The following is a 24,370-nucleotide window of genomic DNA, read 5'->3' as shown; positions in this document are numbered from 1 at the left end:
CCGGTTGTCGCCTCAGCCCTTCCACTCCCGCCGTTCTTCGGCCTGTTTCAGCACTTCGTAGGCGGTCTGGTAGGCCTGGAAGCGCTTCGCGGCTTCGGCGTCGCCGGGCCGCACGTCGGGGTGCACTTCCTTCGCGTGGGCGCGGTAGGCTTTCTTGACGGCGGCGATGTCCGCATCCGCTTCCAGCCCCAGCACTTCGAGCGCGCGCATCTCGTCCGCCGAGCGCGAGCCGTCGCCGCTGCCGCTCCAGCCGTAGTGCTGCGCCTCTGCATACCCTGCGCTCTCGGCCTGCTCCGCCTTGGCGCGCGCGGCTTTTTCCGCCTTGTCGAGCCCTTCGAAGTAGTCCCACTTCGAATTGTATTCGGCCGCGTGGCGCTGGCAGAAATACCACCGCTCGGGGCTGTTGGGGGACTTGGGCGCGGGGCAATCGCCCGGCTCCTCGCATCCGTGGCGATCGCACAGGCGCACAGTCGTCGCCTCGCGCGATGCGCCATAGGGGCGCCAGCGCGGGAAGCCCCAATCGAGGGAGCGGCGCGCGCGGCTCATGCCGGCGCCCGCGACGGGTTGAGAGCGAGGATCATGCGAGGCAAATTGTAAGGATCACCGGCGCGGCGGCAAGGTGCAGACGGACGGAAGCGAAAAAATATTGCACCGCAACACGGCGTTCATGTTTGCGCGGCTAGCACGGCGCGCAAAGACGCCACCGGACACGACATGAGCCGCCAACTCGCCTTTTCAGCTACCATCTGCGCGCTCGTGATGGCGCTGTTCGTGCTCGCGAGCGGCTCGGGCACGAACACCATCGCCGGCGATGCGGACGTGGTGGCGCCGCTGGCGATGACGGCCGCCATCGGCGGCTGAACCGGCCGCGCCACGCCACGGGGCGCAGCGCGACCGGCTCCGATCAGTTGACGACGACGCTGACGGCGCGGCGATTCTGCGCCCATGCCTGCTCGTTCGAACCCAGCGCGACCGGGCGTTCCTTGCCGTAGCTCACCGTGCGCACGCGGTTCGCGGGCACGCCGATGCTGACGAGGTAGTTCTTGGCCGCGTTCGCACGGCGCTCGCCCAGCGCGAGGTTGTATTCGCGCGTGCCGCGTTCGTCGGCATGGCCTTCGACGGTGATCATGATGTTCGCGTACTGCGCCAGATACTGCGCCTGCGTTTGCAGAGCGGCCTGATCGGCGCTGTCGATGTTGTAGCGATCGGTATCGAAATAGATCACGTTCTGCCCGTTCACCGCATTCTCGAAATGCTCCTGCGTGCCGAGCACCGGACCGGTCGGCGTGGTGGGTGCCGGGGTCGAAGTCGTCGGAGCGGGCTCGGGCGGAAGCGATTCGGGCGGTTCCTTCTTGCACCCGGCCAGGGCGGTGGCGCCGGCAATAACGGCGATGGTGACGAAGCGTGTGTTCATGGACGTTTCCCTCATACCAAAAATTGGGTGCGACCCCCGCAGTACTTTCTCAAATGCTTCTACGGCAGAATCGGTCCCCATGCCGGGTCCGACGCATCCACTGGTGTCGGCAGACGCCGTTCGTTGCGCCCCGTCAGATCGACCTGCCACAGCTGACTCTTGCCAGAGTTGCGCTCGGTGCGGAAGAACTGGATGATCCGGCCGTTGGGGCTCCAGGTCGGTGCCTCGTCCTGCCAGCCGCCGGTCAGCGTGCGCATGTTGCGGCCGTTGGGGCTCATCACGGCGACGTTGAAGTCGCCGGCGATGCGGGTGAAGGCGATCTGGTCGCCGCGCGGGCTCCATTCCGGCGTCGCCGCGCGCCCGCCGAAGAACGAGATGCGCTGCTGGTTCGATCCATCGGCGTTCATGATGTAGATCTGCTGCCCACCCGAACGGTCGCTCTCGAACACGATCCGGTTACCATCGGGCGAATACGATCCGCCGATGTCGATGCCCGGCGCGTTGGTCAGCCGCACGCTTTCGCCGCCCTGCACCGACACGCGGTAGATGTCGGTATTGCCCGCGACCGCCATGGAATAAAGGATCCAGCGTCCATCCGGGCTCCAGCGCGGAGCGAAGGTGGGATTGGCGCTCTCGGTCACCAGCGTCTGACGGCCGCTGCCGATATCGTAGATGTAGAGCCGCGGATTGCCGTCGACGTACGAAAGGTACAGCAGCTTGCGGTAGTCGGGCGAATAGCGCGGGGTGAGCGCGGTCGAACGGCCGGTGGTGATGAAGCGGTGGTTCGCCCCGTCCGAATCCATGATCGCCAGACGCTTGACCCGGTTATCCTTCGGCCCGGTCTCGGCGATATAGGCGATGCGGCTGTCGAAGAACGGGTCTTCGCCCGACAGGCGCGAATAGACGAGATCGGAGCACTTGTGCGCCGCGCGCCGCCAGTCCGCCGGGGGCACGACCCAGCCTTCGCGCACCAGCTCGCTCTGCAGCGCCATGTCGTAGAGATAGCAGCCGACGATCAGCTGCCCGTCGTCACGCGCGCGGACGTATCCGTGGACGAGCATTTCCGCGCCCCGGCTCGACCACGTGGGCCAGTTGGGCGCGGTGATCTGCGGGAAAGTCGGCTGGGGTAGCGAATCCGGCCCGACCGGCTTGAACAGCCCGTTGTTGCGCAGATCGTTGAACACCACGCGCGCCAGTTCCTTGCCCAGCGCGGCGGTACCCGAGGAATTGGCCGGGGTCGGCGCATCGCGGTCGGTCGCGAAGCCGGGGATCGCGATGCCCAGATCCTGCCACTCGCTCTCGTCGGTGACGGTGAAGGTCAGCCCGCTGTCCTGCTGCTCGATCGTCTCCACTTCGCCGCCGGTCGGTAAGGGCGTGCCGAGGTCCTGCGCGGACGCGGTCGGCGCGGGCTGGGCCGGCACCGGTTGCGGCGGCGGTGCATCCTGCGCGGCGGCGGGCGCGGCGAACAGGGCGAGGGAAACGAGGGCTAGGATCGGCTTCATCGCGAAAGGTTCCTGTCGAATCTGGCGCCGTCGATCGACTTCCAGGCGTTGTAGTATTCGGGCGGCAGGTCGAACGGTGCGGCGAGCTGCACCGCGCGCACCGCGCGTTCGGCGTGGAGCGCCTTCTGCGGCCGGTTCGATGCCGTTTCGCCCGATTGGCTGACTACGCGCGGGGTGCCCGAAAGGCTCCCGTCCTCGTTCAGCCGGAAGGAAAGGATCGATACGAGCTGGTCCGCGTCGGCCCCCTGCGGGGCGGACCAGTGCGGCTTGATCTGGCGGATGATCGCCTGGATGATCGAGGCCTTGGCGCTCGCGCCGATCTGGCTGGCGGGAACGCGCGTCTCCTCGGTCGTCGTGCTCGATCCCGAACCGCCGAGGAAGTCGCTGCCGATCCGGCTGCCGCCGCTGCGCTCCTGCGCCGGGCGCGGCTCGGGGCGGGTTTCGCGCCGGGGCGTAGGTTCGCGGCGCGGCGCGGGCCGTTCGCGCGGCGCGCTGGTGGCGCGCGGCTGCGGGCGTTCGGGCGGTGCGGGCCGCTCGACTTCCACCGGCCGCGGCTGGTCCTGCACCGGCTCGGGCATCGGCATCGGCCGCTCGCTCAGCGTCGGGGCGATCGCGGCGCGGCTTTCGGCCACCGGATCGGGCGAGACCGAAACCGGCCCCACGTCTTCGGCCAGGCTCACCGTCATCCGTTCGGGGATCGGTGGCGGCTCGGCGACGCGCGGCTGGATCAGCAGCAGCACGACGAGTGCGACATGCAGCACCACGGCGATGCCGAGGCCGATCCTTTCTTCGCGGGTCAGAGCGACGCTTGCCATCTTTCAGCCAGCTATGGAGCCGAAACTGAACCGTGGGTGACCAGCGAGATGCGGTTGCAGCCCGCGCGGTTGAGCTCGCCCATCACGCCCATCACCCGGCCGTAGTCGAGCGTGCGGTCGGCGCGCAGCGTTATCTGCCGCCCTTCGCCCACGTCGCAGCCCGCGTTCGCGAGCCGCTCGGGCAGTTCGCCCGGCGCCAGCCCGACATCGTCGAGATAGATCATGCCGTCGCCGGTGATCGAGACGGTGATTTCCTGCTGCTCTTGCGGCAGCGCGTTGGCGCGGCTGTCGGGCAGGTCGACCGGCACGCCCGCGGTCAGCATCGGCGCGGTGACCATGAAGATGATCAGCAGCACCAGCATCACGTCGACGAACGGCGTGACGTTGATCTCCGCCATCGGCGTGCGCCGGCTGCCGCGCCCGCGCGCACGCCTGCCCGATCCGGCCAGTCCCATCGCCATGTTACATCCGCTCCAGCTGGCGGCTGAGGCTGGCGTGGAAGCGATCGGCGAAGCGCTGCAGGCGCGCCTCCATCGCGTTCACCGAATGGCTGAAGCGATTGTAGGCGATGACCGAGGGGATCGCGGCGAACAGGCCGATCGCGGTGGCGAACAGCGCTTCCGAGATGCCCGGCGCGACGACCGCGAGCGAGCTCGATTCCTGCGCCCCGATCTGGAAGAAGCTGTTCATGATGCCCCACACGGTGCCGAACAGGCCCACGAACGGCGCGACCGAGCCGACCGTGGCGAGGAAAGTGAGCCGCGCGGCGAGCGTGTCCGCCTCTTCCGCGACCTGCCCTTCCATCGCCTGCGCCACGCGCTCGCGCAGCCCTTCGCGGTCCTTCACCCCGCCCTTGGTCGAGCGGCGCCATTCGGCCATCCCCGCGCCCGCGATCCGCGCGACCGGGACGTTCTGCTTGGCATGATGCTTCATGAAACCGTCGAAATCGTCGGTGCGCCAGAATTCCGCCTCGAACTCGCTGGCGCGGCGGTGGATGCCGCCCATGCGCATCGAGAACGAGACGATGATCGTCCACGTCCACACGCTGGCCGCGAGCAGCCCGATCATCACGAGCTGGACGATGATGTCGGCATCGAGGAACAGTTGCACCGGGTCGAGCCGGTTGGGCGCGGCCGCGGCGAGTTGCGAAAGGATCATAGAGCTTCTTCTTCGCTGGTGAGTAGAGTCTGGAAAGCGTGTTGCCACGACTGCGGCTGGCGGCGCGGGCGGCCGTCGGGCGCGACGAAGCCGACGCGCAGGGTCGCATCGGTCAGCAGGTCGTCGCCCCTCAGCGCGCGCTGGTGCATCCGGCAGCTCGCCGCGCGCAACTGCGTGCAGCGCGTCTCGATCGTCACGTCGTCGTCGAGCTTCGCCGGGCGCAGATAACGGATCGCGAGGTCGGCGACCGCATAGGCGCCCTCGCCCGCCTCGATCGCGGCGCGCTGGTCGATCTCCAGCAGGCGCAGCAGATCGGACCGGGCGCGTTCAAACCAGCGCAGATAGTTGGCGTGGTAGGTCACGCCCGACAGGTCGGTATCCTCGTAATAGACGCGCACCGCGTAGAGGTGGCGCGTGCCGTCGATCAGGCCGCCGGGGGGTGTCGGGCTGTTACGCATCTGCAACGCCCCTAGCGGAAGCGGGACTCGCCGAGCAAACGAAACCGTGACCCGTGCCTATTTCGCGATCATCCGCCCCAGCGGCTCGCCACCGAAGACGTGGACGTGGAGGTGCGGGATCTCCTGCCCGCCGTGCTGCCCGAGGTTGACCATCAGGCGATATCCGGGCTCGACCAGCCCCTTGTCGCGCGCGACCTTGCCCACCGCGCGCACGAACCCGGCGATCTCCGCCTCGCTCGCCTTGGCGGTGAAATCGTCCCAGCTCACGTACCTGCCCTTGGGGATCACCAGCGTGTGAATCTCGGCCTGCGGCGAGATATCCTCGAACGCGAGCGCCCATTCGTCTTCGTAGACGGTGTTCGCGGGGATCTCGCCGCGCAACACTTTGGCGAACACGTTGTCGTCGTCGTAGGGTCTGGTCGCGTCGATCGGCATCATTCGCTCCGGCTGGCTTTTTCCTCGAGACCCGAGACGCCCTCGCGCCGGTCCAGTTCCGCCAGCACCTCGGCCAGCGGAATGTCCTTGGCCGACAACAGGACCATCAGGTGGAACAACACGTCGGCGGCTTCGCCCACCAGCTCCTCGCGGCTGCCCGCGAGCGCGGCGACGGCGGCCTCGACCGCTTCCTCGCCCACCTTGCGAGCGATCACGGGCACGCCGCGGTCGTGCAGCTGCGCGACGTAGCTGGCTTGTGGATCGGCGCCGCGGCGCTCGGCGATCGTGCGTTCGAGGCGGGAAAGCGCGTCCATCGCGCCATCCATGCGGACGGCGCGGTGGCGGGTCAATCCCTGCCCGACCGATCCTTGTCGGGAGACTTGCGGCGTGCCGCCATGCGCCGTCCGATCACCAGCCCGGCGAGCCCGAGGCCGAACAGCGCGAGGTTCGACGGTTCGGGAATCGGCGTCCCGGCACCGGCCTGCACCGGAGCGGCAATCAATAGGAGGGCGAATGGTGCGGCGCGCATGACGGCTGCGGAAGAGCGCGTTTGTCCGGACCGGACAAGCGCGAACCCAGCCCCGTCCCGCCATGGCACTGTCGGCGCCAGCCAGTTAACCGCGCGCAGGCAGCCCGGCGGCGCGCAGCGCGGCGTGCGCCTCGGCGATCGAATGCGTGCCGAAGTGGAAAATCGAGGCGGCGAGCACCGCGCTCGCATGGCCCTCGGTCACGCCATCGACGAGATGCTGCAAGGTGCCCACCCCGCCGCTGGCGATCACCGGCACCGGCACCGCATCGGCGATCGCGCGGGTCAGCGCGAGGTCGTATCCGCCTTGCATCCCGTCGCCGTCCATCGACGTGACGAGCAGTTCGCCCGCGCCCAGTTCCGCCAGCCGCGCGGCATGTTCGATGGCGTCGATCCCGGTGCCCCGCCGCCCGCCGTGGGTAAATACTTCCCACCGACCGTCACTCACCCGCCGCGCATCGACCGAAGCGACGCAGCACTGGCTGCCGAAGCGCGCGGCGATCTCGGCCACGACCTCGGGCCGCGACACCGCCGCGCTGTTCACCGCGACCTTGTCCGCCCCCGCCAGCAGCAGCGCGCGCGCATCCTCCGCCGTGCGTACCCCGCCGCCCACGGTGAACGGCATGAAGCACACTTCCGCCGTGCGCCGCACGATATCGAGCAACGTCCCGCGCCCTTCGTGGCTGGCGGAGATATCGAGGAAGCACAGCTCGTCCGCCCCCGCCGCATCGTAGGCCTGCGCCTGCTCGACTGGATCGCCCGCGTCCCGCAGATCGACGAAGTTCACCCCCTTCACCACGCGCCCCTGGGCCACGTCGAGACAGGGAATGACGCGAATGCGAACCGTCACGCCCCGCCCGCCATAGCCAGCGCCGTCGCCAGATCGAGCCGTCCGTCATAGAGCGCGCGGCCGGTGATAACGCCTTCGATCCCGTCGCCTTCGTGCAGCGCCAGCAGGCGGATGTCGGACAGGCCCTTGACCCCGCCGCTGGCGATCACCGGAATGTCGACCCGGCGCGCGAGGTCCACCGTCGCATCGACGTTGCAGCCTTTCAGCAGCCCGTCGCGCCCGATATCGGTGAACAGCAGGCTCGCGACCCCGGCATCCTCGAACCGGCGCGCGAGATCGGCCACCGGCACGTCCGACACCTCGGCCCAGCCCTCGGTCGCGACCATGCCGTCCCTCGCATCGACCGCGACCACGATGCCGCCCGCGAACTCACCCGCCATGTCGCGCACGAACTGCGGGTCCTTCAGCGCGGCGGTGCCCATCACGATGCGCGCCACGCCGAGATCGAACCACCCCTCCACCGCCGCGCGCGTGCGGATGCCGCCGCCGAGCTGGACGTAGCCGGGAAAGGCCGCGACGATCGCCTCGACCGCCGCGCGATTCTCCGCCCGCCCGGCGAACGATCCGTCGAGGTCGACCACATGCAGGTGGCCCGCGCCCGCCTCGGCGAACAGCATGGCCTGCGCTGCGGGATCGTCGCCGTAGACGGTGGCGCGCGCCATGTCGCCTTCGGCCAGGCGCACGACCTGCCCGCCCTTGAGGTCGATCGCGGGGAAGACGATCATGGCTTCCACTCCATGAAGCGGGCGAGCATCTCCAACCCGTAGGCCTGGCTCTTTTCGGGATGGAACTGCACGCCCAGCACAGTGTCGCGCGCGACCGCCGCGACGATTCCGCCGCCGTGGTCGGTCATCGCCGCGATGTCGTGCGGCTCGGACGCGGCGAAGTGATACGAATGCAGGTAATAGGCCTCGCCCGCCGCCAGCACCGGCCCGGCGTGCGCGCTGGGGGCGACGTCGTTCCAGCCCATGTGCGGCACCTTGATCGCCGGGTCGGTCCGCGCGATTTCGCGCACTTCGCCCGCGATCCAGCCGAGGCCGGGCGTCGCGCCGTGCTCCAGCCCGCGCTCCGCCAGCAGTTGCATCCCCACGCAGATACCGAGAAACGGCGCGCCGCCGGCGCGGACCCGCTCCTCCAGCGCCTCGACCAGCCCGTCGATCGCCCGCAGGCCGTGCGCACATGCCGCGAAGGAACCGACGCCCGGCAGCACGATCCGCTCCGCCCCGCGCACCGCATCGGGGTCGGCGGTCACCCGCACATCCGCGCCCACGGTGCGCAGCGCGTTCTCGACAGACCTGAGATTCCCCGCGCCGTAATCGATCAGCGCGACGCGCTCAGCCACCGAGCTGGCCCTTCGTCGAGGGAATCGCGCCGCCCTTGCGCGGGTCGATCTCCACCGCCTGCCGCATCGCGCGGGCGAAGCCTTTGTAGATCGCCTCGCAGATGTGGTGGTTGTTGGTGCCGTAGAGCAGCTCCACGTGCAGCGTGATCCCGGCGGCCTGCGCGACCGAGTGGAACCAGTGCTCGATCAGTTCGGTGTCCCACTCGCCCAGCCGCGTCTGGCTGAAGCCCGCGCGCCACACGAGGTAGGGCCGCCCCGAGATATCGAGCGCGACGCGTGCCAGCGTCTCGTCCATCGGCGAATAGGCCTGGCCGTAGCGGGCGATGCCCGCCTTGTCGGCCAGCGCATCGCTCAGCGCCTGGCCCAACGCGATCGCGCTGTCCTCGGTCGTGTGGTGCTGGTCGACGTGCAGGTCGCCCTCGACCGTCATCGTCACGTCGATCAGCGAATGGCGGGAGAACTGCTCGACCATGTGGTCGAGGAAACCGATCCCGGTGGAAACCGAATAGGTGCCGCTGCCGTCGAGGTTCACCTCGACCGCGATCGCGGTTTCCGCCGTCTTCCGCTCGATCCTGCCCTTGCGCATGTCTGCGGCGCTATACGCAAGCCCGGGCATCGCGCAAGCATTGGCGCTTGACCGGCGCGCGAAGCCTCGCCACCAAGCGGGCGAGATGACCGACGAAACACCCGACAGCCTGATCCCCTACGACGAAATCGTGCAGGAGGCCCTGCGCGCGGTAGTCGGCCGCGTGCTCGGCGAAATCCAGGCGAACGGCAGCGAGTTGCCCGGCGGCCATCACTTCTACATCACCTTCAAGACCCACGCGCCCGGCGTCTCCATCCCCGCGCACCTGCGCGAGCGGTTCCCCGACGAGATGACGATCGTGCTGCAGAACAAGTTCTGGGATCTCGACGTGGGGGAGGATGGCTTCTCCGTCGGCCTCAGCTTCAACCAGCTGCCGTCGAAGCTCGATATTCCCTATGCCGCGATCACCGCCTTCGTCGATCCGGCGGTGGATTTCGGGCTGCAGTTCCAGGCCAGCGTCGCCGACATGGCGCCCGAAGCGCACGACGATGCCGAAAACGACGGGCCGGAACGCGGCGACCGGCCGACCGTTGGCGAAAGCGAGGACGGCTCGAACGTCGTCACGGTCGATTTCGGCCGCAAGAAATAAGGTCTGGCCGGCACTGCCCGCCGGAACAAGCAAGGGGCACGGGCATGGCGAGGCGCAAACGCACCACACACGCGAGCGATCGGATCGCGAAGGCGGTCGACAAGACGGGCGATCGCATCGTGCCGGACGATGACAAGGTCGTCGGCCCCAGCCCCAATCCCGCCACCAACCTGCTGATCCACGATATCCTGCTGCGTGGCGGCGGGCGGCTGATGCGGCTGGGGCTGGAAAAGGGCTTGCTCCGCAACCGCTACGGCGGATCGACCGCCAAGGATATCGTCGAGAACCGCACGCTGCTGCAGACATTGGGCTCGGTGGTCGTGGCGCGCGTCGCCACCCGCTCGATCCCTGGCGCGGTCGTGGTCGGCGGCGGATTGCTGGCGCGCGCGCTGCTCGATCGGCGCAAGTCCCGCCTGTCCGCCCAGCGCAAGGGCGACAAGGCGCTGCGCAAGCAGGCGAAGCGGAAGAAATAACCGCCTTCGCCCCCGCGCGCGGGGCTTGATTTCGCCGCACCGCTCGGCGCATGAGCGCGCATGGCCGAACCCGACACCCTCCATCGCCGCGGGCTGATGTTCATCCTCTCCTCGCCCTCGGGCGCCGGCAAGACGACGATCTCGCGCATGCTGCTGGAGGCGGAGAGCGAGATCCGGCTGTCGGTTTCCGCCACCACGCGCCCGATGCGTGCCGGCGAGATCGAGGGGGTGCATTATCATTTCGTCGATGACGCCGAGTTCGACCGGATGATCGAGCACGACGATTTCTACGAATGGGCGCCGGTGTTCGATCATCGCTACGGTACGCCCAAGGGCCATATCCGCGCAGGCCTGAAGGACGGGCAGGATTTCCTGTTCGACATCGACTGGCAGGGCACTCAGCAGCTCTACCAGAAGGACCAGCAGGACGTCGTCCGGGTGTTCATCCTGCCCCCCAGCCTCGACGAGCTGCACCGCCGCCTCAAAGCGCGCGCGACCGACAGCGACGAAGTGATCGACGGCCGCATGGACCGCGCCCGCGCCGAAATCAGCCACTGGGACGGCTACGATTACGTCGTGGTCAACGACGACGTGAATGTCTGCTTCGAGAAAGTCCGCCGTATCCTCCATGCGGAACGCATGAAACGCGCGCGGCAGACCGGGCTGATCGGGTTCGTGCGGGAATTGATGGGGTGAAGCGTAGGGGTGGGTCTCGACCCCATTGCGAACATAATCACTACATTCTAGCCTTAAATGATGAGCATCGTTCCTCAGATCATGCTTGGGGTTTTCATCGCGGCATGGTGCGTGGCTGCGGTTGCCCGCATCTATGCCACTCGATTTTTCCTTCCCCGCTGGGCAGCAGGCTTTAGGAAGCGGGAAGGCCACGAAGGATACGGCCGGAAAATTCTCATTGGCTACGGAATCTTCCTCGCCGCGATAGCCGTGGCCTTCGCGGCAGGCGGTATTGCTGAACTGGCGGGTGGTTGGGGTTGAGTCCGCCTGCCACCCGTTAGTCGCCGCTCCCAAAATCCATTTTCCTACACGCGCCAAATCTGCCTTACCTTCGCGGATGCGCAAACAGGCCGCCCATCGCGTCCGTCGCCGTCCGCCGTTCTTCCAGCCGGTGCCGCTGCGTGCACGGCGCGACGGGTGGAGCGAGGTGCGGCAGTGCGCGTTCCTCGCAACGCTCTATCTTACCGGCTCGGTTACCAACGCGGCGCGCGCGGCGGGGATGACGCGCAACAGTGCCTATCGCCTGCGTTCGCGGGCCGATGCGTCGAGTTTCGCGAATGCTTGGGATTACGTGCTCACGCCGCCCGGATCGGGGCGGCTGGTCGCGCCGAAGGCCGATTTTCGGAAGGTGACAAATGACACAGTCTTCCGGCAGGCCGAAGCGGGCCTCGTCCAGCCGCTGCTCCAGCGCGGCCGCATGGCCGCGATCCGCCAGAAACCCGAAAATTCCGCGCTTTTCCGGCTGCTGCGGCGGTTCGATGCAATAGACCGTCAAGCGCTGCTCGCGGGAAGCGGACGGTGACGGCAGAGTTTTTCAAAAGGGGTGGGTCAGCGGTCCACCACGCTCCCTCAACCCGGCTCTGCGAAGTGCGTCGGCAGGTGCGCGTTCACCACGCCGCCGTCCACCGTCAGCGTCTCGCCGATCGTGTAGTCGCCCCCGCGGCTGGCGAGGTAGACGGCGGTGCCGCCCATGTCGCGCACGTCGCCCACGCGCTTCGCCGGAATGCCCGCGGCCGACCGTTCCTCGTGATCACGCGCGGCGCGGTTCATGTTCGATGGGAAGGCGCCCGGCGCCAGGCTGGTGACGTGGACATGATCGCTTACCAGCCGCGCTGCCATGCGGCGGGTCAGGTGGATCAGCGCGGCCTTGCTCGCCTGGTAGCTGTAGGTTTCCCACGGGTTAACCCGCTGCCCGTCGACCGAGGTGATGTTGATGACCTTGGCCGGCCGCTCCGCGCTCGCGGCGGCGGTCAGCAGGCCGTGCAACTTCTGGGTGAGGAAAAACGGGGTCTTGACGTTGAGGTCCATCACCTTGTCCCACCCGGCTTCGGGGAACTCGGTGTAGTCCGCGCCCCACGCCGCGCCCGCGTTGTTGACGAGGATGTCGAGCTTGCTCTCCTTCGCGGAGATCGCGGTCACCAGTTCGTCGATGCCTTCCATCGTCGAGATGTCGCCCTGGATCGGCACGACCTTGTCGCCCAGTTCCTCGGCAGCCTCGTGCAGTTCGCCGCCCTTGCGCGCGGTGATGTACACCCGGTCGATCCCGGCGGCGAGGAAGCCTTCCACGATCATCCGCCCGATCCCGCGGCTGCCGCCGGTAACGAGCGCGACGCGGCCCTTGAGGCCGAACAGGTCTTCGAGGTTCATGTGGATTCTCCGTCAGTATCCGCTCAGTTCGGCCACCCGGCCCGCGTGGTAGTAGACATCGCCCATGAACTCGGCGAGCGCGCGGTCGCGCTTCATGTAGAGGCCGATGTCGTATTCGTCGGTCATCCCGATGCCGCCGTGCATCTGCACGCCTTCCTTCACCGCGAGGCCCGCCGCCTTGCCGACCTTGGCCTTGGCGACCGAAGCCATGAGGCTGGCGGCGTCGGCCCCGGCATCGAGCAGTTGCTGCGCCTTGATCGTCGCCGCACGCGCGATCTCGACTTCCGAATAGAGGTGCGCGGCGCGGTGCTGGAGCGCCTGGAACTCGCCGATCACCTTGCCGAACTGCTTGCGCTGCCGGAGGTAGTCGACGGTCATGTCCATCGCCCCGCGCGCGACGCCGACGCCCTCGGCGGCTGCGCCGACGCGCCCGGCGTCGAGCACGCGGTTCAGGACTTCGCGTCCGCCATCGACCTCGCCGATCACCGCGTCGCCGTCGAGTTCCACGCCGTCGAGCGTCAGGTGGCTCGCCATCGAGCTGTCGACCAGCCGCACCGCGTCGTGGCTGAGGCCCGCCGCGTCCTTGGGCACGGCGAACAGGGTGATCCCCCCGGCATCGTCGTCGGCGCCCGAGGTGCGCGCGGCGACCACGATCATGTCCGCGCTCGCGCCCTGCACCACGAAGTCCTTGCGGCCCGAGAGCTTGAACCCGTTGCCCGACTTCTCCGCGCGGCAGGCGATCCGCTCGGGCCGGTGCTTGGCGCCTTCGTCGATCGCGACCGCGAACACGCTGTCGCCCGAAACGAGGCCCGGCAGCCAGCGCCCGCGCAGTTCGTCACTCGCGCCCTTCAGCGCGCTCGCCGCCATCACCGAGCTGGTCAGGAACGGCGAGGGGGTGAGGTTGCGGCCGATCTCTTCCAGCACGATGCCCGCCTCGACATGGCCCATGCCGAGCCCACCGTCGGCTTCGTCGAGCAGGAGGCCGGTGAAACCCATTTCGGCCATCTGCTTCCACAGCGCATGGCCGAAGCCGTCCTTGCACTCGCGGTCGCGCCAGTGGCGCAGCTGTTTCGCGATCGCGCCTTCTTCGGCCATGAACTGGCCCGCGGTGTCGGCGAGCATCGCCTGATCGTCGTCGTGATAAAGCGGCATTCGATTCTCCCTCTCCCCTTCAGGGGAGAGGGCCGGGGAGAGGGGAAATCCGCACCCCGGCCCTCGTTGATCCTGCCAATAAAGGGAGCGCGCGGCCCCCTCTCCCAACCCTCTCCCCAAGGGGAGAGGGTTATTACGCCCCCGGCAGTTCGAGGATGCGCTTGGCGATGACGTTGAGCATCACCTCGCTCGTCCCGCCTTCGATCGAGTTGGCCTTGGTGCGCAGCCAGCTGCGCGCGGGCGCGCCGCCGCGGGTCTCCTCGCTGTCCCACTCGAGCGCGGTCGAGCCGCCCGCCGCCATCACCAGTTCGTGGCGGCGCTTGTTGAGCTCGGTGCCCGCGTATTTCAGCATGTTGGGCTGCGCGGGGTGGCCCTTGCCCACCTTCACTTCGTCGAGGAACTTCTCGCTCATCGCGGTGAAGGCCAAGGCGTCGATGTCGAACAGCGCGATCTCGGCGCGCAGCACCGGGTCGAGCGCGCCCTGCCGGCTCGCCACCGCGCCGAGCGAGGTCGCCCGGTCGCCGCCGCCGGTGGCCGAGATCATCTCGCGCTCGTGGCCGAGCAGGTACTTCGCCACGTCCCACCCGCGATTGATCTCGCCGACGTAACCGGGCACGTCCTCGCCGTAGCTCTTGGGCACGCTCACGTCGTCGAAGAAGGTCTCGCAGAACGGGCTGTTGCCGCTGATAAGCTTGATCGGCTTGGTGGTCACCCCGGCATTCGCCATGTCGAACAGCATGAAGGTGATGCCCTGATACTTGTTCGCCTTGTCGGTGCGCACGAGGCAGAAGATCCAGTCGCATTCGTCGGCGTAGGAGGTCCAGATCTTCTGGCCGTTGACCACCCAGTGATCGCCCTTGTCCTCGCCGAAGGTCTGCATCGAGACGAGGTCGGAGCCGCTGCCCGGTTCCGAATAGCCCTGGCACCAGCGGATCTCGCCGCGCGCGATCTCGTTCAAAAAGCGCCGCTTCTGCCCCTCGGTGCCGAACTGGAGCAGCGCCGGGCCGAGCATCCAGATGCCGAAGCTGGAAAGCGGCGGGCGGGCGTTGATGCGCGCCATTTCCTCGCGCAGCACCTTGGCCTCGGCCGGCGAAAGGCCCGCGCCGCCGCAGTCCTTCGGCCAGGCGGGGACGGTGTAGCCCTTGTCGCGGCACGCTTCGAACCACGCCTTTTGCGCGTCGCTCTTGAAGGTGGCGTTCCGCCCGCCCCAGTAGACGTCGCCTTCGTCCTTCACCGGTTCGCGCATCTCGGGCGGGCAATTGGCTTCGAGCCAGGCGCGCGTTTCGGCGCGGAATGCGTCGAGGTCAGCCATGACCGTTTCCTCTCGTAAAAAGCGTTCTCTTGACGCTTACGTTAGGGTGATTCGGAGCCATACCGCAAGCTCGAAGATGCCGGACGGCGATTCCGTAACGTCATCGAAATCGCGTTGACGCGGCCTTACGTTCCCGTAAGCTTGGCGGTAAACCACGGGAGGAGAGGCCCGCATGCGAATCCATTGCCTGACGAGCATACCCGGTCTCCTGCCGCAGCGATCGGCACGGGGCCGCGCCACAGCATGACGGCATCCGATCACACGCGCCCCCTGCCGATGCGGGTCAAGCTTGCCAACGGCATCGGCTCGATCGCGTTCGGAGTGAAGGACAACGGTTTTTCGGTCTTCCTGCTGATCTTCTACAACCAGGCGCTGGGCATGGAAGCCTGGCTGGTCAGCCTCGCGCTGGTGATTGCGCTGGTGGTCGATGCGTTCGTCGATCCGCTGCTCGGCAACCTGTCGGACCGGACCTATACCCGCTGGGGGCGGCGCCTGCCGTGGCTCTATCTCGCCGCGGTCCCGCTCGGAATCGCGTGGTACGTGCTGTGGTCGCCGCCGGTCGACGGGCCGCCCAGCTTCGCGCTGCTGCTGGGCATGGCGATCGTGATCCGCCTGCTGCTCTCGGCCTGCGAGGTGCCCTCGGTCGCGCTGGTGCCCGAGTTGACACGCGACTACGACGAGCGGACCACGCTGTTCCGCTTCCGCTACCTGTTCGGCTGGACAGGCGGGCTGGTGCTCCTGTTCCTCGCTTACAACGTGTTCCTGCGCGACGGATTGACCGAAGCGGAGAGCTATCAGGTCTACGGCCTCGTCGGCGCGCTGGTGATCGTGGTCACGACGCTGATCTCGGCGCTCGGCCAGCACACGTATGTCGCCCGCTACCCCGAAACCCGTCCGCCGCCGTTCAGCCTGAAGACCGCCTTCGCCGAAATCGTCGAGGCGTTTTCGGAACGCGCGTTCCTGATCCTTTCGGCGGGCGCGGTCGCCGCCTACGTGAGCCAGGGGATGACGTTCTCGCTGTCGAACTACCTCTACCTGTTCGCGTGGGAATTCGACGAAGCGGCGCTGGCGGTCTATCCCTTGATCCTGTTCGCCAGCGTGGTGATCGTGTTCGTCACGCTCGGCGCGCTTCACCGGCGCTTCGGCAAAGTGCGGGTCGCTGCGGCAGCAACTCTGCTGTCGATGACCTTCTGGCTGATCCCCTATGCCTTGCGCTTCGCCGGCCAGTGGCCCGAGGTGGGGAGCGATGCCTCGAACATGCTCCTGTTCGCCTTCATCCTGGTGAGCAACAGCCTGAGCGTCATGATCCTGGTGTCCGCCTCCTCGATGGTCGCCGAGATCGTCGAGGCGTTCGAGGAACGGACCGGGCGGCGCGCCGAAGGCTCGTTCTATTCAGGCAACTGGTTCGTGCAGAAATGCGCCACCGGGGCCGGCATCCTGATCGCGGGCATCATCATCTCGGTCTCGGGCCTGCCGACCGGGGCGGAGCCGGGCACGGTGGCCGCGCCGATCATCGACAGCCTGATCGCGCAATACTGCGTCGCGGTCGCCATTCTGGGCCTGTTCTCGGCATGGTGGCTGGCGCGCTTCCCGATCAGCCGCGAAGACCACGAGGCGCGGCTCGCCACGCTCGACGCCGCCGCACGGGGAGACGTCGACGCCAGCGGAGCCACGCCCTGACATCGCATAACATCGCCGGTTGGCGGGGCTGTGCGCCTCTGCCAGCTTCCTAGCGAAACCGACCTAGAGAATTTGAAAAAGGATACGATAGATCATGGATTTCGAACCCACCGAACGGCAGCAGTACTGGCGCGACCGGGTGCGCGACTTCATCGAAGCAAACGTACGCCCGAACGCCGCGACCTATCGTGATCAGGACGCCGAAGGCGACCGGTGGAAGGTCATCCCGATCGTCGAGGACATGAAGGCCAAGGCCAAGGCGCAGGGCATCTGGAACCTGTTCATGCCGCCGCAGGGGCAGTTGAGCCACGTCGACGACAGTTTCGAGTTCGACGGGCCGGGCCTCACCAACCTCGAATACGCGCTCTGCGCCGAGGAGATGGGCCGCATCGGCTGGGCGAGCGAGGTGTTCAACTGCTCGGCCCCGGACACCGGCAACATGGAGGTGTTCCACCGCTACGGCACCCGCGCGCAGAAGGACCAGTGGCTGAAGCCCCTGATGGAGGGGGAGATCCGCTCCGCCTTCCTGATGACCGAACCGCGCGTCGCATCGTCGGACGCGACCAACATCGAAACCCGGATCGAGAAGGACGGCGACCACTACGTCATCAACGGGCGCAAGTGGTGGTCCTCGGGCGCGGGCGATCCGCGCTGCTCGATCGCGATCGTCATGGGCAAGACCGATTTCGGCGCCCAGCGCCACGCGCAGCAATCGATGATCGTCATGCCTTTGGATGCCGAGGGCGTGACGATCGAGCGCCACCTGCCCGTGTTCGGTTACGACGACGCGCCGCACGGCCACATGGAAATCGCGCTCGACAACGTGCGCGTGCCCGCCGACAACCTGCTGCTCGGCGAAGGGCGCGGGTTCGAGATCGCGCAGGGCCGCCTCGGGCCGGGCCGCATCCACCACTGCATGCGCACGATCGGCGTCGCCGAGGAAGCGCTGGCGAAGATGTGCCGCCGGCTGCAGGAGCGCGAGGCGTTCGGCAAGCCGATCTACAAGCATTCGGTGTGGGAGGAACGGGTCGCCCGCGCCCGCATCGACATCGACATGACGCGCCTGCTGTGCCTCAAGGCGGCCGACATGATGGACAAGGTCGGCAACAAGACGGCCAAGCAGGAAATCGCCATGATCAAGGTGCAGGCGCCGAACATGGCGCTGAAGATCATCGACGACGCGATCCAGGCGCACGGCGGCGGCGGCGTGTCGGAGGATTACGGGTTGGCCAAGGCTTATGCCCACCAGCGTACGCTGCGCCTCGCCGACGGGCCGGACGAGGTCCACGCCCGCTCGATCGCGCGCATGGAGTTCGCCAAGCACGCCCCGCAGCCGGGTAGCGACCGCATGAGTTCGGGCGACATGGGAGCGACGCGCTGATGGCGAAGGCGGCAATTCTCGAGAGCGTCGGCAGCCTGACGATCGGCGAGGTCGAACTGGCCGATCCCGGCCCGCACGAGGTCCTGATCGACACCAAGGCCTGCGGGCTGTGCCATTCGGACCTGCACTTCATCGATGGCGCCTATCCGCACGCCGTCCCCGCGATCCCGGGCCACGAGGCGGCGGGGATCGTGCGGGCAGTCGGCAGCGAAGTGAAGATGGTGAAACCCGGCGACCACGTCGTCACCTGCCTCTCGGCGTTCTGCGGCCACTGCGAGTTCTGCGTCACCGGGCGCATGGCGCTGTGCATGGGCGGCGACACCCGCCGCGCGCAGACCGACGCGCCGCGCATCGCACGCGCCGACGGTTCGGGCCCGGTCGCGCAGATGCTCAACCTCTCGGCGTTCTGCGAGCAGATGCTGATTCACGAGCACGCCTGCGTCGCGATCGACAAGGAGATGCCATTGGACCGCGCCGCGGTGATCGGCTGCGCGGTCACCACGGGCGCGGGCACGATCTTCAACGCCTGCTCGGTCGTCCCGGGCGAGACGGTCGCGGTGGTCGGCTGCGGCGGAGTGGGCCTTGCGGCGATCAACGCGGCGAAGATCGCCGGGGCGGGCAAGGTCATCGCGCTCGATCCGATCGCGGAGAAGCGTGAACTGGCGCAGGTGCTCGGCGCGACCCACACGATCGACGCCATGGCCGACGACGCGGTCGAGCAGGTCATGCGCATCACCGGCGGCGGGGTGCACCATGCGATCGAGGCGGTCGGACGGCAGGCGAGCGCCGACCTCGCGGTCAAGCTGCTGCGTCGGGGTGGTACTGCGACGATCCTCGGCATGATGCCATTGGACTGCAAGGTTGGGCTGGGCGCGATGGACCTGCTCTCGGGCAAGAAGCTGCAGGGCGCGATCATGGGGATGAACCACTTCCCGGTCGACCTGCCGCGCCTGGTCGATTTCTACATGCGCGGGCTGCTCGATCTCGACACGATCATTGCCGAGCGGATCCCGTTGGAAGAGATCAACGCCGGGTTCGACAAGATGCGCAAGGGCCACAGCGCGCGCAGCGTGGTGGTGTTCGACTGATGAGCGATGCCGATACGCCCGCGATCGATTACGAAACCGAAATGGTCGGCACTGTCGCGGTCCCCGAGCGCGACAAGCTCGACGAGTCTGCGCTTGCAGCATGGATGGGCGCGAACGTCGAAGGGTTCGCCGGGCCGCTGACGCTGGCGAAGTTCAAGGGCGGCCAATCGAACCCGACCTACTGCGTCGATACCCCCGGTGCGTCCTACGTGTTGCGGCGCCAGCCCTTCGGCAAGCTCCTGCCGAGCGCGCACGCGGTCGACCGCGAATACACGGTGATGGCCGCGCTCGGGCCGACGGGTTTTCCGGTGCCGAAGACCTACGGGCTGTGCGAGGACCCGGAGGTCATCGGGTCGAAGTTCTTCGTCATGGGCCTCGCCGACGGCCGCTCGCTGTGGGACGGCGCCTTGCCGAAGTCCGCGCCCGCCGACCGCCGCGAAATCTACCATGCGATGATCGACACGATCGCCGATCTCCACCTGAAAGATCCGGAGGCAATCGGCCTCGGCGGTTTCGGCAAGCCGACCGATTACTGCGCGCGCCAGATCGCGCGCTGGAGCAAGCAATACCGCCTCTCCGAAACCGAGCCCATGCCCCAGATGGAGCGGCTGATCGAATGGCTGCCCCAGACGGTGCCGGCGCAGCACGAAAGCTCGGTCGTCCACGGCGACTACCGGCTCGACAACATGATCTTCGCGCATGGCGAAAACCGCGTGATCGCGGTGCTCGACTGGGAATTGTCGACATTGGGCGATCCGATCGCGGACTTCGCCTATCTGATGCTCAACTGGCACAACCCGACCGACGGACGCGCCGGGCTGCTCGGGCTCGACCTGCCCGCGCTCGGCATTCCCACAGTGGACGAGGCCGTCGAGCGCTATGTCGCGCGCACCGGCTATCCGGTACCGCCGATGGACTGGTACTTCGCCTACAACCTGTTCCGCCTCGCGGGGATCATGCAGGGTATCAAGAAGCGGGTGATCGACGGCACCGCGTCCTCCGCCCATGCGAAACAGATGTCCGAGCGCGTCGGCCCGCTGGTCGAGCGCGCCTATCAGTTTGCGCAAGCCGCGGGGCTCGACTAGCAGCCGGTCGAACCGCAACGACCGGAGCGCCAGCACAATGACCGCAGACCTCGCCGCCGCCATCGAAGCCGCCTGGGAAAACCGCGCCGAAGTCGGCCCGCACTCGGCGGAAATTCGCGAGCAGGTGGAGGCGGCGATCGCGCTGATCGACAGCGGCGCGGCGCGCGTCGCCGAGCCGGATGGCAGTGGCGGCTGGCAGGTCAACCAGTGGCTCAAGAAGGCGGTGCTGCTGAGCTTCCGCCTGCGCGACAACGCGGTGATCGAAGGCGCGGTCGGCGCGCCCGCGTACGACAAGGTGCCGAGTAAGTTCGCCGGGTGGGATGACGCGCGCTTTTCCGCCGTCGGCTTCCGCGTGGTGCCCGGCGCGATCGTGCGCCGCGGCAGCCACATCGGGCGCGGCGTGGTGCTGATGCCGAGCTTCGTCAATATCGGCGCCTACGTCGGCGACGGGACAATGATCGACACCTGGGCCTCGGTCGGCAGCTGTGCGCAAGTCGGCGCGAACTGCCACATCTCCGCCGGCGCGGGTATCGGCGGGGTGCTCGAACCGTTACAGGCCAACCCCACGATCATCGGCGACAATTGCTTCATCGGCGCGCGTTCCGAGATCGTCGAGGGCGTCGTCGTCGGCGAAGGCAGCGTCGTGGCGATGGGCGTGTTCGTCACGCAATCGACCAAGATCGTCGACCGCGCGAGCGGCAAGGTCGTGCGCGGCCGTATCCCGCCCTATTCGGTCGTGGTGCCGGGCACGTTGCCCGACCCGAACGGCGGCCCCTCGCTCGCCTGCGCGGTCATCGTGAAGACCGTCGATGCGCAGACCCGCGCGAAGACCGGAATCAACGAGCTTCTGCGCGACTGATCCGCCGCCCGGAGCAGGAACATACGCCCCGCCCGAACGTAATTCGGCTAGATTTAGCGGGAGCATGCGAATGGAACGACGGGGCGAACAGGTTCACACCACCGAGACCGAGGTCAGCGGTGGCTCGAAAGAAGGCGTGGTGAGGTGGATCCTGCTGATCGGGCTTGTCCTGGTGATCGGGTTCCTCTCGATCATCTGGATGACCGGCGCGCTGACGCAAGACGAGGCCGAAAGCCAGGCGACCGCGAGTGGTCGGATCGAGGCCGCGCAGTCGGACAGTTCGACCGACAGCATCGTATCCGATGATTTCGACCAGATCGACGAGGCGCCCGAAGGCACCGCAGCCGACGATCCGGGCCGCGTCGGCACCTGACGGCATGAGCGAGGCCAACAGCTTTCGCACCGGCCAGCATGTCGCGTGGAAATGGGCCTCCGGCACCGCGAACGGTCAGATTGCCGAGCGCTTCGAGCGCGAAGTCACGCGCACGATTGAAGGATCGGAAATCAAGCGCAACGGCAGCGAGGACAATCCCGCCTATCTGATCAAACAGGAAGACGGGGGCGAAGTGCTCAAGCTGGGGTCCGAACTCAGCGCAGCGTGAAGGAACGTCGATATGCCTGCCAAGTCCAAGGCCCAGCAGAAAGCCGCCGGCGCGGCGTTGTCCGCCAAGCGCGGCGACACCAAGGTTTCCGACCTGCAAGGCGCATCGAAGGATATGTACGATTCGATGAGCGAGAGCGAACTCGAGGATTTCGCCGAGACGAAGCGCAAGGGCCTGCCCGAGAAGAAATCGGATTGATCGGTTGCCCGGCCTGAGCCGCTTCGTCGAAGCCCAGTCGGGCGGTGTGTACGAGCGGGCGCTGGCCGAACTGAGAGCCGGCGAAAAACGCAGCCACTGGATGTGGTTCGTCTTTCCCCAGATCGCGGGCCTCGGGCGCAGCGAAACCGCACGGTTCTACGCCATCGCCAATCGTGCGGAGGCGCGGGACTATCTCGACCACCCGCAGCTAGGCCTGCGCTTGCGCGAGGCTGCCGCAGCCTTGCTGGTCTGGCAGGGCCGCCGAAGCGCGGAGACGATCCTCGGCGGAATCGACGCGCTCAAGCTCGCCAGTTCGATGACCCTGTTCGAAGCCGTGGCGGATGAACCGGCGCCGTTCGCAGCGGTGCTCGACACGTTCTACGATGGCAAGCGCGACCCGCGAACGCTCGCCCTGATCTAATCGGTCACCGGCGTTTCGATCGGCTGCATCTCGGCCTGCGCCGCCGCCACAGCCTCCGCCCCGCGCATCGCGCGCAACACGTTGCGCATCGCGATCTTCTCGAGGTCTTCCTGGCCATAGCCGCGCCGCGCCAGTTCGACGAACAGCGCCGGATAGCCCGAGACGTCCTCCATGCCGACAGGGCCGGTCGGCATCCCGTCGTAATCGCCGCCGATGCCGATATGGTCGATCCCGGCGACCTCGCGGATATGGTCGATATGATCCGCCATGTCGGAGACGGTCGTCGCGGGTTCGGGATTGGCCGCGTCCCATTCGGCGAGTCCGGCCTCGACCCGCTCGGGCTGGCCCTGCCACAGCGTCGAGAGCCGCGCGTCCTCGGCTTCGCGGCGGGCGTACCACTGGCGCGCCTCCTCCCCCAGATAGCCGGGCAGGCCGACGACCATCACCACGCCGCCGTTCTCCGGCAAGCGGCGCAGGATCGCGTCGGGCACGTTGCGCGCGTGGCCGTTAATCGCCCGCGCACCCGAATGGCTGAAGATCACCGGCGCGGCCGACACGTCGAGCGCGTCGCTCATCGTGCCCTCGCTCACATGGCTGAGATCGACCAGCATGCCGATCCGGTTCATCTCGCGCACCACGTTCTCGCCGAAGTCGGTCAGCCCGCCGTGCACCGGATCGTCGGTTGCGCTGTCGGCCCACGATAGCGTGGTCGAGTGCGTCAGCGTCATGTAGCGCGCGCCCAGCGCATACATCTGGCGCAGCACGGCGAGGCTCGATCCGATCGAATAGCCGCCTTCCATCCCCATCAGCGAAGCGATCCGGCCCTCGGCCAGTGCCGCCTCCACCTCGTCGGCGGTCAGCGCCAGCGCGAGATCGTCGGGATAGCGAGCGATCAGCCGCCTGGTCACGTCGATCTGCTCGATCGTCGCCTGCACCGCCTCGGGCTCGGGCAAGGCGGCGGAGACGTAGACCGACCAGAACTGCGCCCCGACCTTGCCTTCGCGCAGGCGGTTGAGATCGGTGTGCATCGTGCGCTTTTCGGAATGCTCGGGCCCGGTGTCGGTGGTGTCGACGAAATCGAAATCGCCGATCATGTTGCGCCAGCGGCCGCGAAGCTGGATCGGCACGTCGTTGTGCCCGTCGAACACCGGCGCGGCCTCGAGCGCGGCTTCGGCCACCTGCTCAGGCGATTGCGCCAGCGCGCCCGGCGCCAGCACCAGCGCCGCTGCGGATACCAGATAGGCAAACCTCATCATGAACCCCCGAGCTTTTCGGCGAGCGCCATCGCGGCCGCCGGGGCGCGTTCCTTCGCGCCATTGATCATGAAGGCGAAGACGTCGCCGCCCTCCCCCCGGCTGTCGGCGCGATCGCCAAAGTGCGGCGCACCCTGCGGCGCGTGCCCATCCGCCCACGCGCGGCACAGGCGCGCGATGCGGTCTAGTCCGTCCCCGTCGTAGCCGGTCGTGCATTTGGAGCGCATCTTCTGGCAGCGCAAGTAAGCGAAATCGGCGGTACGGTCGGCGATTTCGGCGCGCCCTTCGTCTTCCGACCACACGATCGCCGCACCGGCCTCGCGCGCCAGATCGACAAACTCGGCGCAGGCGAAGCTCTCGTGCCCCACCTCGATCGCATGGCGCAGCCGCAGCCCAGCATGCTCGCGCGGCAGGAGGGCGAGGAAGGCGCGGATTTCGTCCGCATCGAAGCGTTTGGTCTTGGCGAGCTGCCAAAGGAGCGGGCCGAGCTTGTCGCCGAGCTCGCCGATCCCCTGCCCGACGAACTTCCCGATCGATTCACCCGCCTGCGACAGGTCCTTGCGGTTGGTGACGAAGCGCGATCCCTTGAGCGCGAAGACGAACCCGTCGGGCGTCTCGTCGCGCCACTTGGCGAAGCTCTCGGGCTTCTGCAAACGATAGAAGGTGCCGTTCACCTCGATCGCGCCGAGCCGCTCGGCGGCATAGGCGAGTTCGTCGGCCTGGCGCAGCCCTTCGGGATAGAAGGCCCCGCCGCGCCATTCGGGATAGGTCCAGCCGCCTATGCCTGTTCGGATCGTCATGCGCGGTCT

At 67.6% G+C, this 24,370-nt stretch carries 34 protein-coding genes; 15 read left to right on the top strand and 19 right to left on the bottom strand.

Translation table 11 applies throughout. The features are described from left to right. Positions 1-12 precede the first annotated feature (12 nt). Complete coding sequence (locus ACE3QC_RS11265) at positions 13-546, bottom strand: J domain-containing protein (protein WP_374408269.1); 534 nt, start codon at positions 544-546, stop codon at positions 13-15. Positions 547-714: 168 nt separating this feature from the next. Here ACE3QC_RS11265 and ACE3QC_RS11260 point away from each other — a divergent pair, with 168 nt between their 5' ends. Continuing rightward, entirely contained in the window at positions 715-861 is a 147-nt protein-coding gene (locus ACE3QC_RS11260) for a hypothetical protein (RefSeq protein WP_374408267.1), read from the top strand. Positions 862-904: 43 nt separating this feature from the next. Here ACE3QC_RS11260 and pal read toward each other — a convergent pair whose 3' ends face one another. From pal to hisB, 13 genes are all read right to left on the bottom strand, one after another. Then, complete coding sequence (pal, locus tag ACE3QC_RS11255) at positions 905-1,414, bottom strand: peptidoglycan-associated lipoprotein Pal (protein WP_374408265.1); 510 nt, start codon at positions 1,412-1,414, stop codon at positions 905-907. A 59-nt stretch (positions 1,415-1,473) separates the two neighbouring features. Further along, on the bottom strand, positions 1,474-2,916 hold the full coding sequence (gene tolB, locus ACE3QC_RS11250; protein WP_374408263.1) for a Tol-Pal system beta propeller repeat protein TolB: 1,443 nt from the start codon (positions 2,914-2,916) through the stop codon (positions 1,474-1,476). After that, positions 2,913-3,731, bottom strand: a complete 819-nt coding sequence (locus tag ACE3QC_RS11245) for an energy transducer TonB (protein WP_374408261.1) — start codon at positions 3,729-3,731, stop codon at positions 2,913-2,915. The genes tolB and ACE3QC_RS11245 overlap by 4 nt, the downstream gene beginning before the upstream one ends. Before the next feature lie 11 nt (positions 3,732-3,742). Further along, entirely contained in the window at positions 3,743-4,192 is a 450-nt protein-coding gene (locus ACE3QC_RS11240) for an ExbD/TolR family protein (RefSeq protein ID WP_374408259.1), read from the bottom strand. 1 nt (position 4,193) lies between these two features. Next, positions 4,194-4,889, bottom strand: a complete 696-nt coding sequence (tolQ, locus tag ACE3QC_RS11235) for a protein TolQ (protein WP_374408257.1) — start codon at positions 4,887-4,889, stop codon at positions 4,194-4,196. Then, positions 4,886-5,347, bottom strand: coding sequence for a YbgC/FadM family acyl-CoA thioesterase (locus tag ACE3QC_RS11230; RefSeq protein WP_374408255.1), 462 nt, complete (start codon positions 5,345-5,347; stop codon positions 4,886-4,888). Before ACE3QC_RS11230 ends, tolQ begins: the two co-directional genes overlap by 4 nt. Before the next feature lie 57 nt (positions 5,348-5,404). Continuing rightward, entirely contained in the window at positions 5,405-5,782 is a 378-nt protein-coding gene (locus ACE3QC_RS11225; RefSeq protein ID WP_374408539.1) for a histidine triad nucleotide-binding protein, read from the bottom strand. Beyond that, the gene (locus tag ACE3QC_RS11220) at positions 5,782-6,096 is read right to left on the bottom strand and encodes a phosphoribosyl-ATP diphosphatase (protein WP_374408253.1); all 315 of its coding nucleotides are present in this window, start codon (positions 6,094-6,096) and stop codon (positions 5,782-5,784) included. The genes ACE3QC_RS11225 and ACE3QC_RS11220 overlap by 1 nt, the downstream gene beginning before the upstream one ends. 32 nt (positions 6,097-6,128) lie before the next feature. After that, a complete protein-coding gene (locus ACE3QC_RS11215) occupies positions 6,129-6,311 on the bottom strand; it encodes a PEP-CTERM sorting domain-containing protein (protein WP_374408251.1) in 183 nt (60 codons plus the stop codon). A gap of 85 nt (positions 6,312-6,396) precedes the next feature. Continuing rightward, positions 6,397-7,158: an imidazole glycerol phosphate synthase subunit HisF gene (hisF, locus tag ACE3QC_RS11210; RefSeq protein ID WP_374408249.1), complete on the bottom strand. Its 762-nt coding sequence runs from the start codon at positions 7,156-7,158 to the stop codon at positions 6,397-6,399. Further along, complete coding sequence (gene hisA, locus ACE3QC_RS11205) at positions 7,155-7,883, bottom strand: 1-(5-phosphoribosyl)-5-[(5-phosphoribosylamino)methylideneamino]imidazole-4-carboxamide isomerase (RefSeq protein WP_374408247.1); 729 nt, start codon at positions 7,881-7,883, stop codon at positions 7,155-7,157. The genes hisF and hisA overlap by 4 nt, the downstream gene beginning before the upstream one ends. Beyond that, a complete protein-coding gene (hisH, locus tag ACE3QC_RS11200) occupies positions 7,880-8,500 on the bottom strand; it encodes an imidazole glycerol phosphate synthase subunit HisH (protein WP_374408245.1) in 621 nt (206 codons plus the stop codon). Before hisH ends, hisA begins: the two co-directional genes overlap by 4 nt. After that, on the bottom strand, positions 8,493-9,086 hold the full coding sequence (gene hisB, locus ACE3QC_RS11195; RefSeq protein ID WP_374408243.1) for an imidazoleglycerol-phosphate dehydratase HisB: 594 nt from the start codon (positions 9,084-9,086) through the stop codon (positions 8,493-8,495). Before hisB ends, hisH begins: the two co-directional genes overlap by 8 nt. 85 nt (positions 9,087-9,171) lie before the next feature. Here hisB and ACE3QC_RS11190 point away from each other — a divergent pair, with 85 nt between their 5' ends. The 5 genes from ACE3QC_RS11190 (at position 9,172) to ACE3QC_RS11170 (ending at position 11,685) form a co-directional block, all read left to right on the top strand. Then, a complete protein-coding gene (locus ACE3QC_RS11190; protein WP_374408241.1) occupies positions 9,172-9,675 on the top strand; it encodes an SspB family protein in 504 nt (167 codons plus the stop codon). A 44-nt stretch (positions 9,676-9,719) separates the two neighbouring features. Continuing rightward, positions 9,720-10,148 carry a hypothetical protein gene (locus ACE3QC_RS11185; RefSeq protein ID WP_374408239.1) on the top strand — a complete coding sequence of 143 codons (429 nt, stop codon included), beginning with the start codon at positions 9,720-9,722 and terminating at the stop codon, positions 10,146-10,148. A 60-nt stretch (positions 10,149-10,208) separates the two neighbouring features. Further along, positions 10,209-10,844 carry a guanylate kinase gene (gmk, locus tag ACE3QC_RS11180; protein WP_374408238.1) on the top strand — a complete coding sequence of 212 codons (636 nt, stop codon included), beginning with the start codon at positions 10,209-10,211 and terminating at the stop codon, positions 10,842-10,844. A 57-nt stretch (positions 10,845-10,901) separates the two neighbouring features. After that, the gene (locus ACE3QC_RS11175) at positions 10,902-11,144 is read left to right on the top strand and encodes a hypothetical protein (RefSeq protein ID WP_374408236.1); all 243 of its coding nucleotides are present in this window, start codon (positions 10,902-10,904) and stop codon (positions 11,142-11,144) included. A 76-nt stretch (positions 11,145-11,220) separates the two neighbouring features. Next, a complete protein-coding gene (locus ACE3QC_RS11170; RefSeq protein ID WP_374408234.1) occupies positions 11,221-11,685 on the top strand; it encodes a hypothetical protein in 465 nt (154 codons plus the stop codon). 47 nt (positions 11,686-11,732) lie between these two features. Here the strand turns inward: ACE3QC_RS11170 and ACE3QC_RS11165 are convergent, their stop codons facing one another. From ACE3QC_RS11165 to ACE3QC_RS11155, 3 genes are all read right to left on the bottom strand, one after another. Next, on the bottom strand, positions 11,733-12,530 hold the full coding sequence (locus ACE3QC_RS11165) for an SDR family oxidoreductase (protein ID WP_374408232.1): 798 nt from the start codon (positions 12,528-12,530) through the stop codon (positions 11,733-11,735). A gap of 12 nt (positions 12,531-12,542) precedes the next feature. Beyond that, a complete protein-coding gene (locus ACE3QC_RS11160; protein ID WP_374408230.1) occupies positions 12,543-13,682 on the bottom strand; it encodes an acyl-CoA dehydrogenase family protein in 1,140 nt (379 codons plus the stop codon). A gap of 133 nt (positions 13,683-13,815) precedes the next feature. Continuing rightward, complete coding sequence (locus ACE3QC_RS11155; RefSeq protein WP_374408228.1) at positions 13,816-14,994, bottom strand: acyl-CoA dehydrogenase family protein; 1,179 nt, start codon at positions 14,992-14,994, stop codon at positions 13,816-13,818. Between the two features lie 243 nt (positions 14,995-15,237). Between ACE3QC_RS11155 and ACE3QC_RS11150 the strand changes: the two genes are divergently transcribed. The 9 genes from ACE3QC_RS11150 (at position 15,238) to ACE3QC_RS11110 (ending at position 22,308) form a co-directional block, all read left to right on the top strand. Further along, positions 15,238-16,674 (top strand): MFS transporter, encoded by a 1,437-nt coding sequence (locus tag ACE3QC_RS11150; protein ID WP_374408226.1) that lies wholly within the window; start codon positions 15,238-15,240, stop codon positions 16,672-16,674. A gap of 94 nt (positions 16,675-16,768) precedes the next feature. After that, the gene (locus tag ACE3QC_RS11145; RefSeq protein WP_374408223.1) at positions 16,769-18,055 is read left to right on the top strand and encodes an acyl-CoA dehydrogenase family protein; all 1,287 of its coding nucleotides are present in this window, start codon (positions 16,769-16,771) and stop codon (positions 18,053-18,055) included. After that, complete coding sequence (locus ACE3QC_RS11140) at positions 18,055-19,143, top strand: Zn-dependent alcohol dehydrogenase (RefSeq protein ID WP_374408221.1); 1,089 nt, start codon at positions 18,055-18,057, stop codon at positions 19,141-19,143. The genes ACE3QC_RS11145 and ACE3QC_RS11140 overlap by 1 nt, the downstream gene beginning before the upstream one ends. Further along, positions 19,143-20,228: a phosphotransferase family protein gene (locus tag ACE3QC_RS11135; protein ID WP_374408220.1), complete on the top strand. Its 1,086-nt coding sequence runs from the start codon at positions 19,143-19,145 to the stop codon at positions 20,226-20,228. Before ACE3QC_RS11140 ends, ACE3QC_RS11135 begins: the two co-directional genes overlap by 1 nt. A gap of 37 nt (positions 20,229-20,265) precedes the next feature. Then, positions 20,266-21,087, top strand: a complete 822-nt coding sequence (gene dapD / locus ACE3QC_RS11130; protein WP_374408218.1) for a 2,3,4,5-tetrahydropyridine-2,6-dicarboxylate N-succinyltransferase — start codon at positions 20,266-20,268, stop codon at positions 21,085-21,087. Positions 21,088-21,157: 70 nt separating this feature from the next. Then, positions 21,158-21,460, top strand: a complete 303-nt coding sequence (locus tag ACE3QC_RS11125; protein WP_374408216.1) for a hypothetical protein — start codon at positions 21,158-21,160, stop codon at positions 21,458-21,460. A 4-nt stretch (positions 21,461-21,464) separates the two neighbouring features. Next, entirely contained in the window at positions 21,465-21,689 is a 225-nt protein-coding gene (locus ACE3QC_RS11120) for a DUF2945 domain-containing protein (protein WP_374408214.1), read from the top strand. Positions 21,690-21,701: 12 nt separating this feature from the next. Then, a complete protein-coding gene (locus tag ACE3QC_RS11115; RefSeq protein WP_374408212.1) occupies positions 21,702-21,887 on the top strand; it encodes a DUF3008 family protein in 186 nt (61 codons plus the stop codon). Between the two features lie 4 nt (positions 21,888-21,891). Further along, positions 21,892-22,308: a DUF1810 domain-containing protein gene (locus tag ACE3QC_RS11110; protein WP_374408210.1), complete on the top strand. Its 417-nt coding sequence runs from the start codon at positions 21,892-21,894 to the stop codon at positions 22,306-22,308. Here the strand turns inward: ACE3QC_RS11110 and ACE3QC_RS11105 are convergent. After that, complete coding sequence (locus tag ACE3QC_RS11105; protein WP_374408208.1) at positions 22,305-23,564, bottom strand: dipeptidase; 1,260 nt, start codon at positions 23,562-23,564, stop codon at positions 22,305-22,307. The two genes, ACE3QC_RS11110 and ACE3QC_RS11105, sit on opposite strands and share 4 nt — an antisense overlap. Next, the gene (locus tag ACE3QC_RS11100) at positions 23,561-24,361 is read right to left on the bottom strand and encodes a DUF72 domain-containing protein (protein WP_374408206.1); all 801 of its coding nucleotides are present in this window, start codon (positions 24,359-24,361) and stop codon (positions 23,561-23,563) included. Before ACE3QC_RS11100 ends, ACE3QC_RS11105 begins: the two co-directional genes overlap by 4 nt. Positions 24,362-24,370: the final 9 nt, after the last annotated feature.

Origin of the sequence: Pelagerythrobacter sp. (genome assembly GCF_041912895.1) — a bacterium.
Classification (GTDB): domain Bacteria; phylum Pseudomonadota; class Alphaproteobacteria; order Sphingomonadales; family Sphingomonadaceae; genus Pelagerythrobacter.
The sequence above is the reverse complement of the archived record's forward strand: the minus strand, read 5'-3'. Positions and strand labels throughout refer to the sequence as shown.

What these genes read in the sequence shown, in the direction of transcription:
- ACE3QC_RS11265 (WP_374408269.1), bottom strand. Translation starts at nt 546, where the DNA reads ATGAGCCGCGCGCGCCGCTCCCTCGATTGGGGCTTCCCGCGCTGGCGC.
- ACE3QC_RS11260 (WP_374408267.1), top strand. Translation starts at nt 715, where the DNA reads ATGAGCCGCCAACTCGCCTTTTCAGCTACCATCTGCGCGCTCGTGATG.
- pal (WP_374408265.1), bottom strand. Translation starts at nt 1,414, where the DNA reads ATGAACACACGCTTCGTCACCATCGCCGTTATTGCCGGCGCCACCGCC.
- tolB (WP_374408263.1), bottom strand. Translation starts at nt 2,916, where the DNA reads ATGAAGCCGATCCTAGCCCTCGTTTCCCTCGCCCTGTTCGCCGCGCCC.
- ACE3QC_RS11245 (WP_374408261.1), bottom strand. Translation starts at nt 3,731, where the DNA reads ATGGCAAGCGTCGCTCTGACCCGCGAAGAAAGGATCGGCCTCGGCATC.
- ACE3QC_RS11240 (WP_374408259.1), bottom strand. Translation starts at nt 4,192, where the DNA reads ATGGCGATGGGACTGGCCGGATCGGGCAGGCGTGCGCGCGGGCGCGGC.
- tolQ (WP_374408257.1), bottom strand. Translation starts at nt 4,889, where the DNA reads ATGATCCTTTCGCAACTCGCCGCGGCCGCGCCCAACCGGCTCGACCCG.
- ACE3QC_RS11230 (WP_374408255.1), bottom strand. Translation starts at nt 5,347, where the DNA reads ATGCGTAACAGCCCGACACCCCCCGGCGGCCTGATCGACGGCACGCGC.
- ACE3QC_RS11225 (WP_374408539.1), bottom strand. Translation starts at nt 5,782, where the DNA reads ATGCCGATCGACGCGACCAGACCCTACGACGACGACAACGTGTTCGCC.
- ACE3QC_RS11220 (WP_374408253.1), bottom strand. Translation starts at nt 6,096, where the DNA reads ATGGACGCGCTTTCCCGCCTCGAACGCACGATCGCCGAGCGCCGCGGC.
- ACE3QC_RS11215 (WP_374408251.1), bottom strand. Translation starts at nt 6,311, where the DNA reads ATGCGCGCCGCACCATTCGCCCTCCTATTGATTGCCGCTCCGGTGCAG.
- hisA (WP_374408247.1), bottom strand. Translation starts at nt 7,883, where the DNA reads ATGATCGTCTTCCCCGCGATCGACCTCAAGGGCGGGCAGGTCGTGCGC.
- hisB (WP_374408243.1), bottom strand. Translation starts at nt 9,086, where the DNA reads ATGCGCAAGGGCAGGATCGAGCGGAAGACGGCGGAAACCGCGATCGCG.
- ACE3QC_RS11190 (WP_374408241.1), top strand. Translation starts at nt 9,172, where the DNA reads ATGACCGACGAAACACCCGACAGCCTGATCCCCTACGACGAAATCGTG.
- ACE3QC_RS11185 (WP_374408239.1), top strand. Translation starts at nt 9,720, where the DNA reads ATGGCGAGGCGCAAACGCACCACACACGCGAGCGATCGGATCGCGAAG.
- gmk (WP_374408238.1), top strand. Translation starts at nt 10,209, where the DNA reads ATGGCCGAACCCGACACCCTCCATCGCCGCGGGCTGATGTTCATCCTC.
- ACE3QC_RS11175 (WP_374408236.1), top strand. Translation starts at nt 10,902, where the DNA reads ATGATGAGCATCGTTCCTCAGATCATGCTTGGGGTTTTCATCGCGGCA.
- ACE3QC_RS11170 (WP_374408234.1), top strand. Translation starts at nt 11,221, where the DNA reads ATGCGCAAACAGGCCGCCCATCGCGTCCGTCGCCGTCCGCCGTTCTTC.
- ACE3QC_RS11165 (WP_374408232.1), bottom strand. Translation starts at nt 12,530, where the DNA reads ATGAACCTCGAAGACCTGTTCGGCCTCAAGGGCCGCGTCGCGCTCGTT.
- ACE3QC_RS11160 (WP_374408230.1), bottom strand. Translation starts at nt 13,682, where the DNA reads ATGCCGCTTTATCACGACGACGATCAGGCGATGCTCGCCGACACCGCG.
- ACE3QC_RS11155 (WP_374408228.1), bottom strand. Translation starts at nt 14,994, where the DNA reads ATGGCTGACCTCGACGCATTCCGCGCCGAAACGCGCGCCTGGCTCGAA.
- ACE3QC_RS11150 (WP_374408226.1), top strand. Translation starts at nt 15,238, where the DNA reads ATGACGGCATCCGATCACACGCGCCCCCTGCCGATGCGGGTCAAGCTT.
- ACE3QC_RS11145 (WP_374408223.1), top strand. Translation starts at nt 16,769, where the DNA reads ATGGATTTCGAACCCACCGAACGGCAGCAGTACTGGCGCGACCGGGTG.
- ACE3QC_RS11140 (WP_374408221.1), top strand. Translation starts at nt 18,055, where the DNA reads ATGGCGAAGGCGGCAATTCTCGAGAGCGTCGGCAGCCTGACGATCGGC.
- ACE3QC_RS11135 (WP_374408220.1), top strand. Translation starts at nt 19,143, where the DNA reads ATGAGCGATGCCGATACGCCCGCGATCGATTACGAAACCGAAATGGTC.
- dapD (WP_374408218.1), top strand. Translation starts at nt 20,266, where the DNA reads ATGACCGCAGACCTCGCCGCCGCCATCGAAGCCGCCTGGGAAAACCGC.
- ACE3QC_RS11125 (WP_374408216.1), top strand. Translation starts at nt 21,158, where the DNA reads ATGGAACGACGGGGCGAACAGGTTCACACCACCGAGACCGAGGTCAGC.
- ACE3QC_RS11120 (WP_374408214.1), top strand. Translation starts at nt 21,465, where the DNA reads ATGAGCGAGGCCAACAGCTTTCGCACCGGCCAGCATGTCGCGTGGAAA.
- ACE3QC_RS11115 (WP_374408212.1), top strand. Translation starts at nt 21,702, where the DNA reads ATGCCTGCCAAGTCCAAGGCCCAGCAGAAAGCCGCCGGCGCGGCGTTG.
- ACE3QC_RS11105 (WP_374408208.1), bottom strand. Translation starts at nt 23,564, where the DNA reads ATGATGAGGTTTGCCTATCTGGTATCCGCAGCGGCGCTGGTGCTGGCG.
- ACE3QC_RS11100 (WP_374408206.1), bottom strand. Translation starts at nt 24,361, where the DNA reads ATGACGATCCGAACAGGCATAGGCGGCTGGACCTATCCCGAATGGCGC.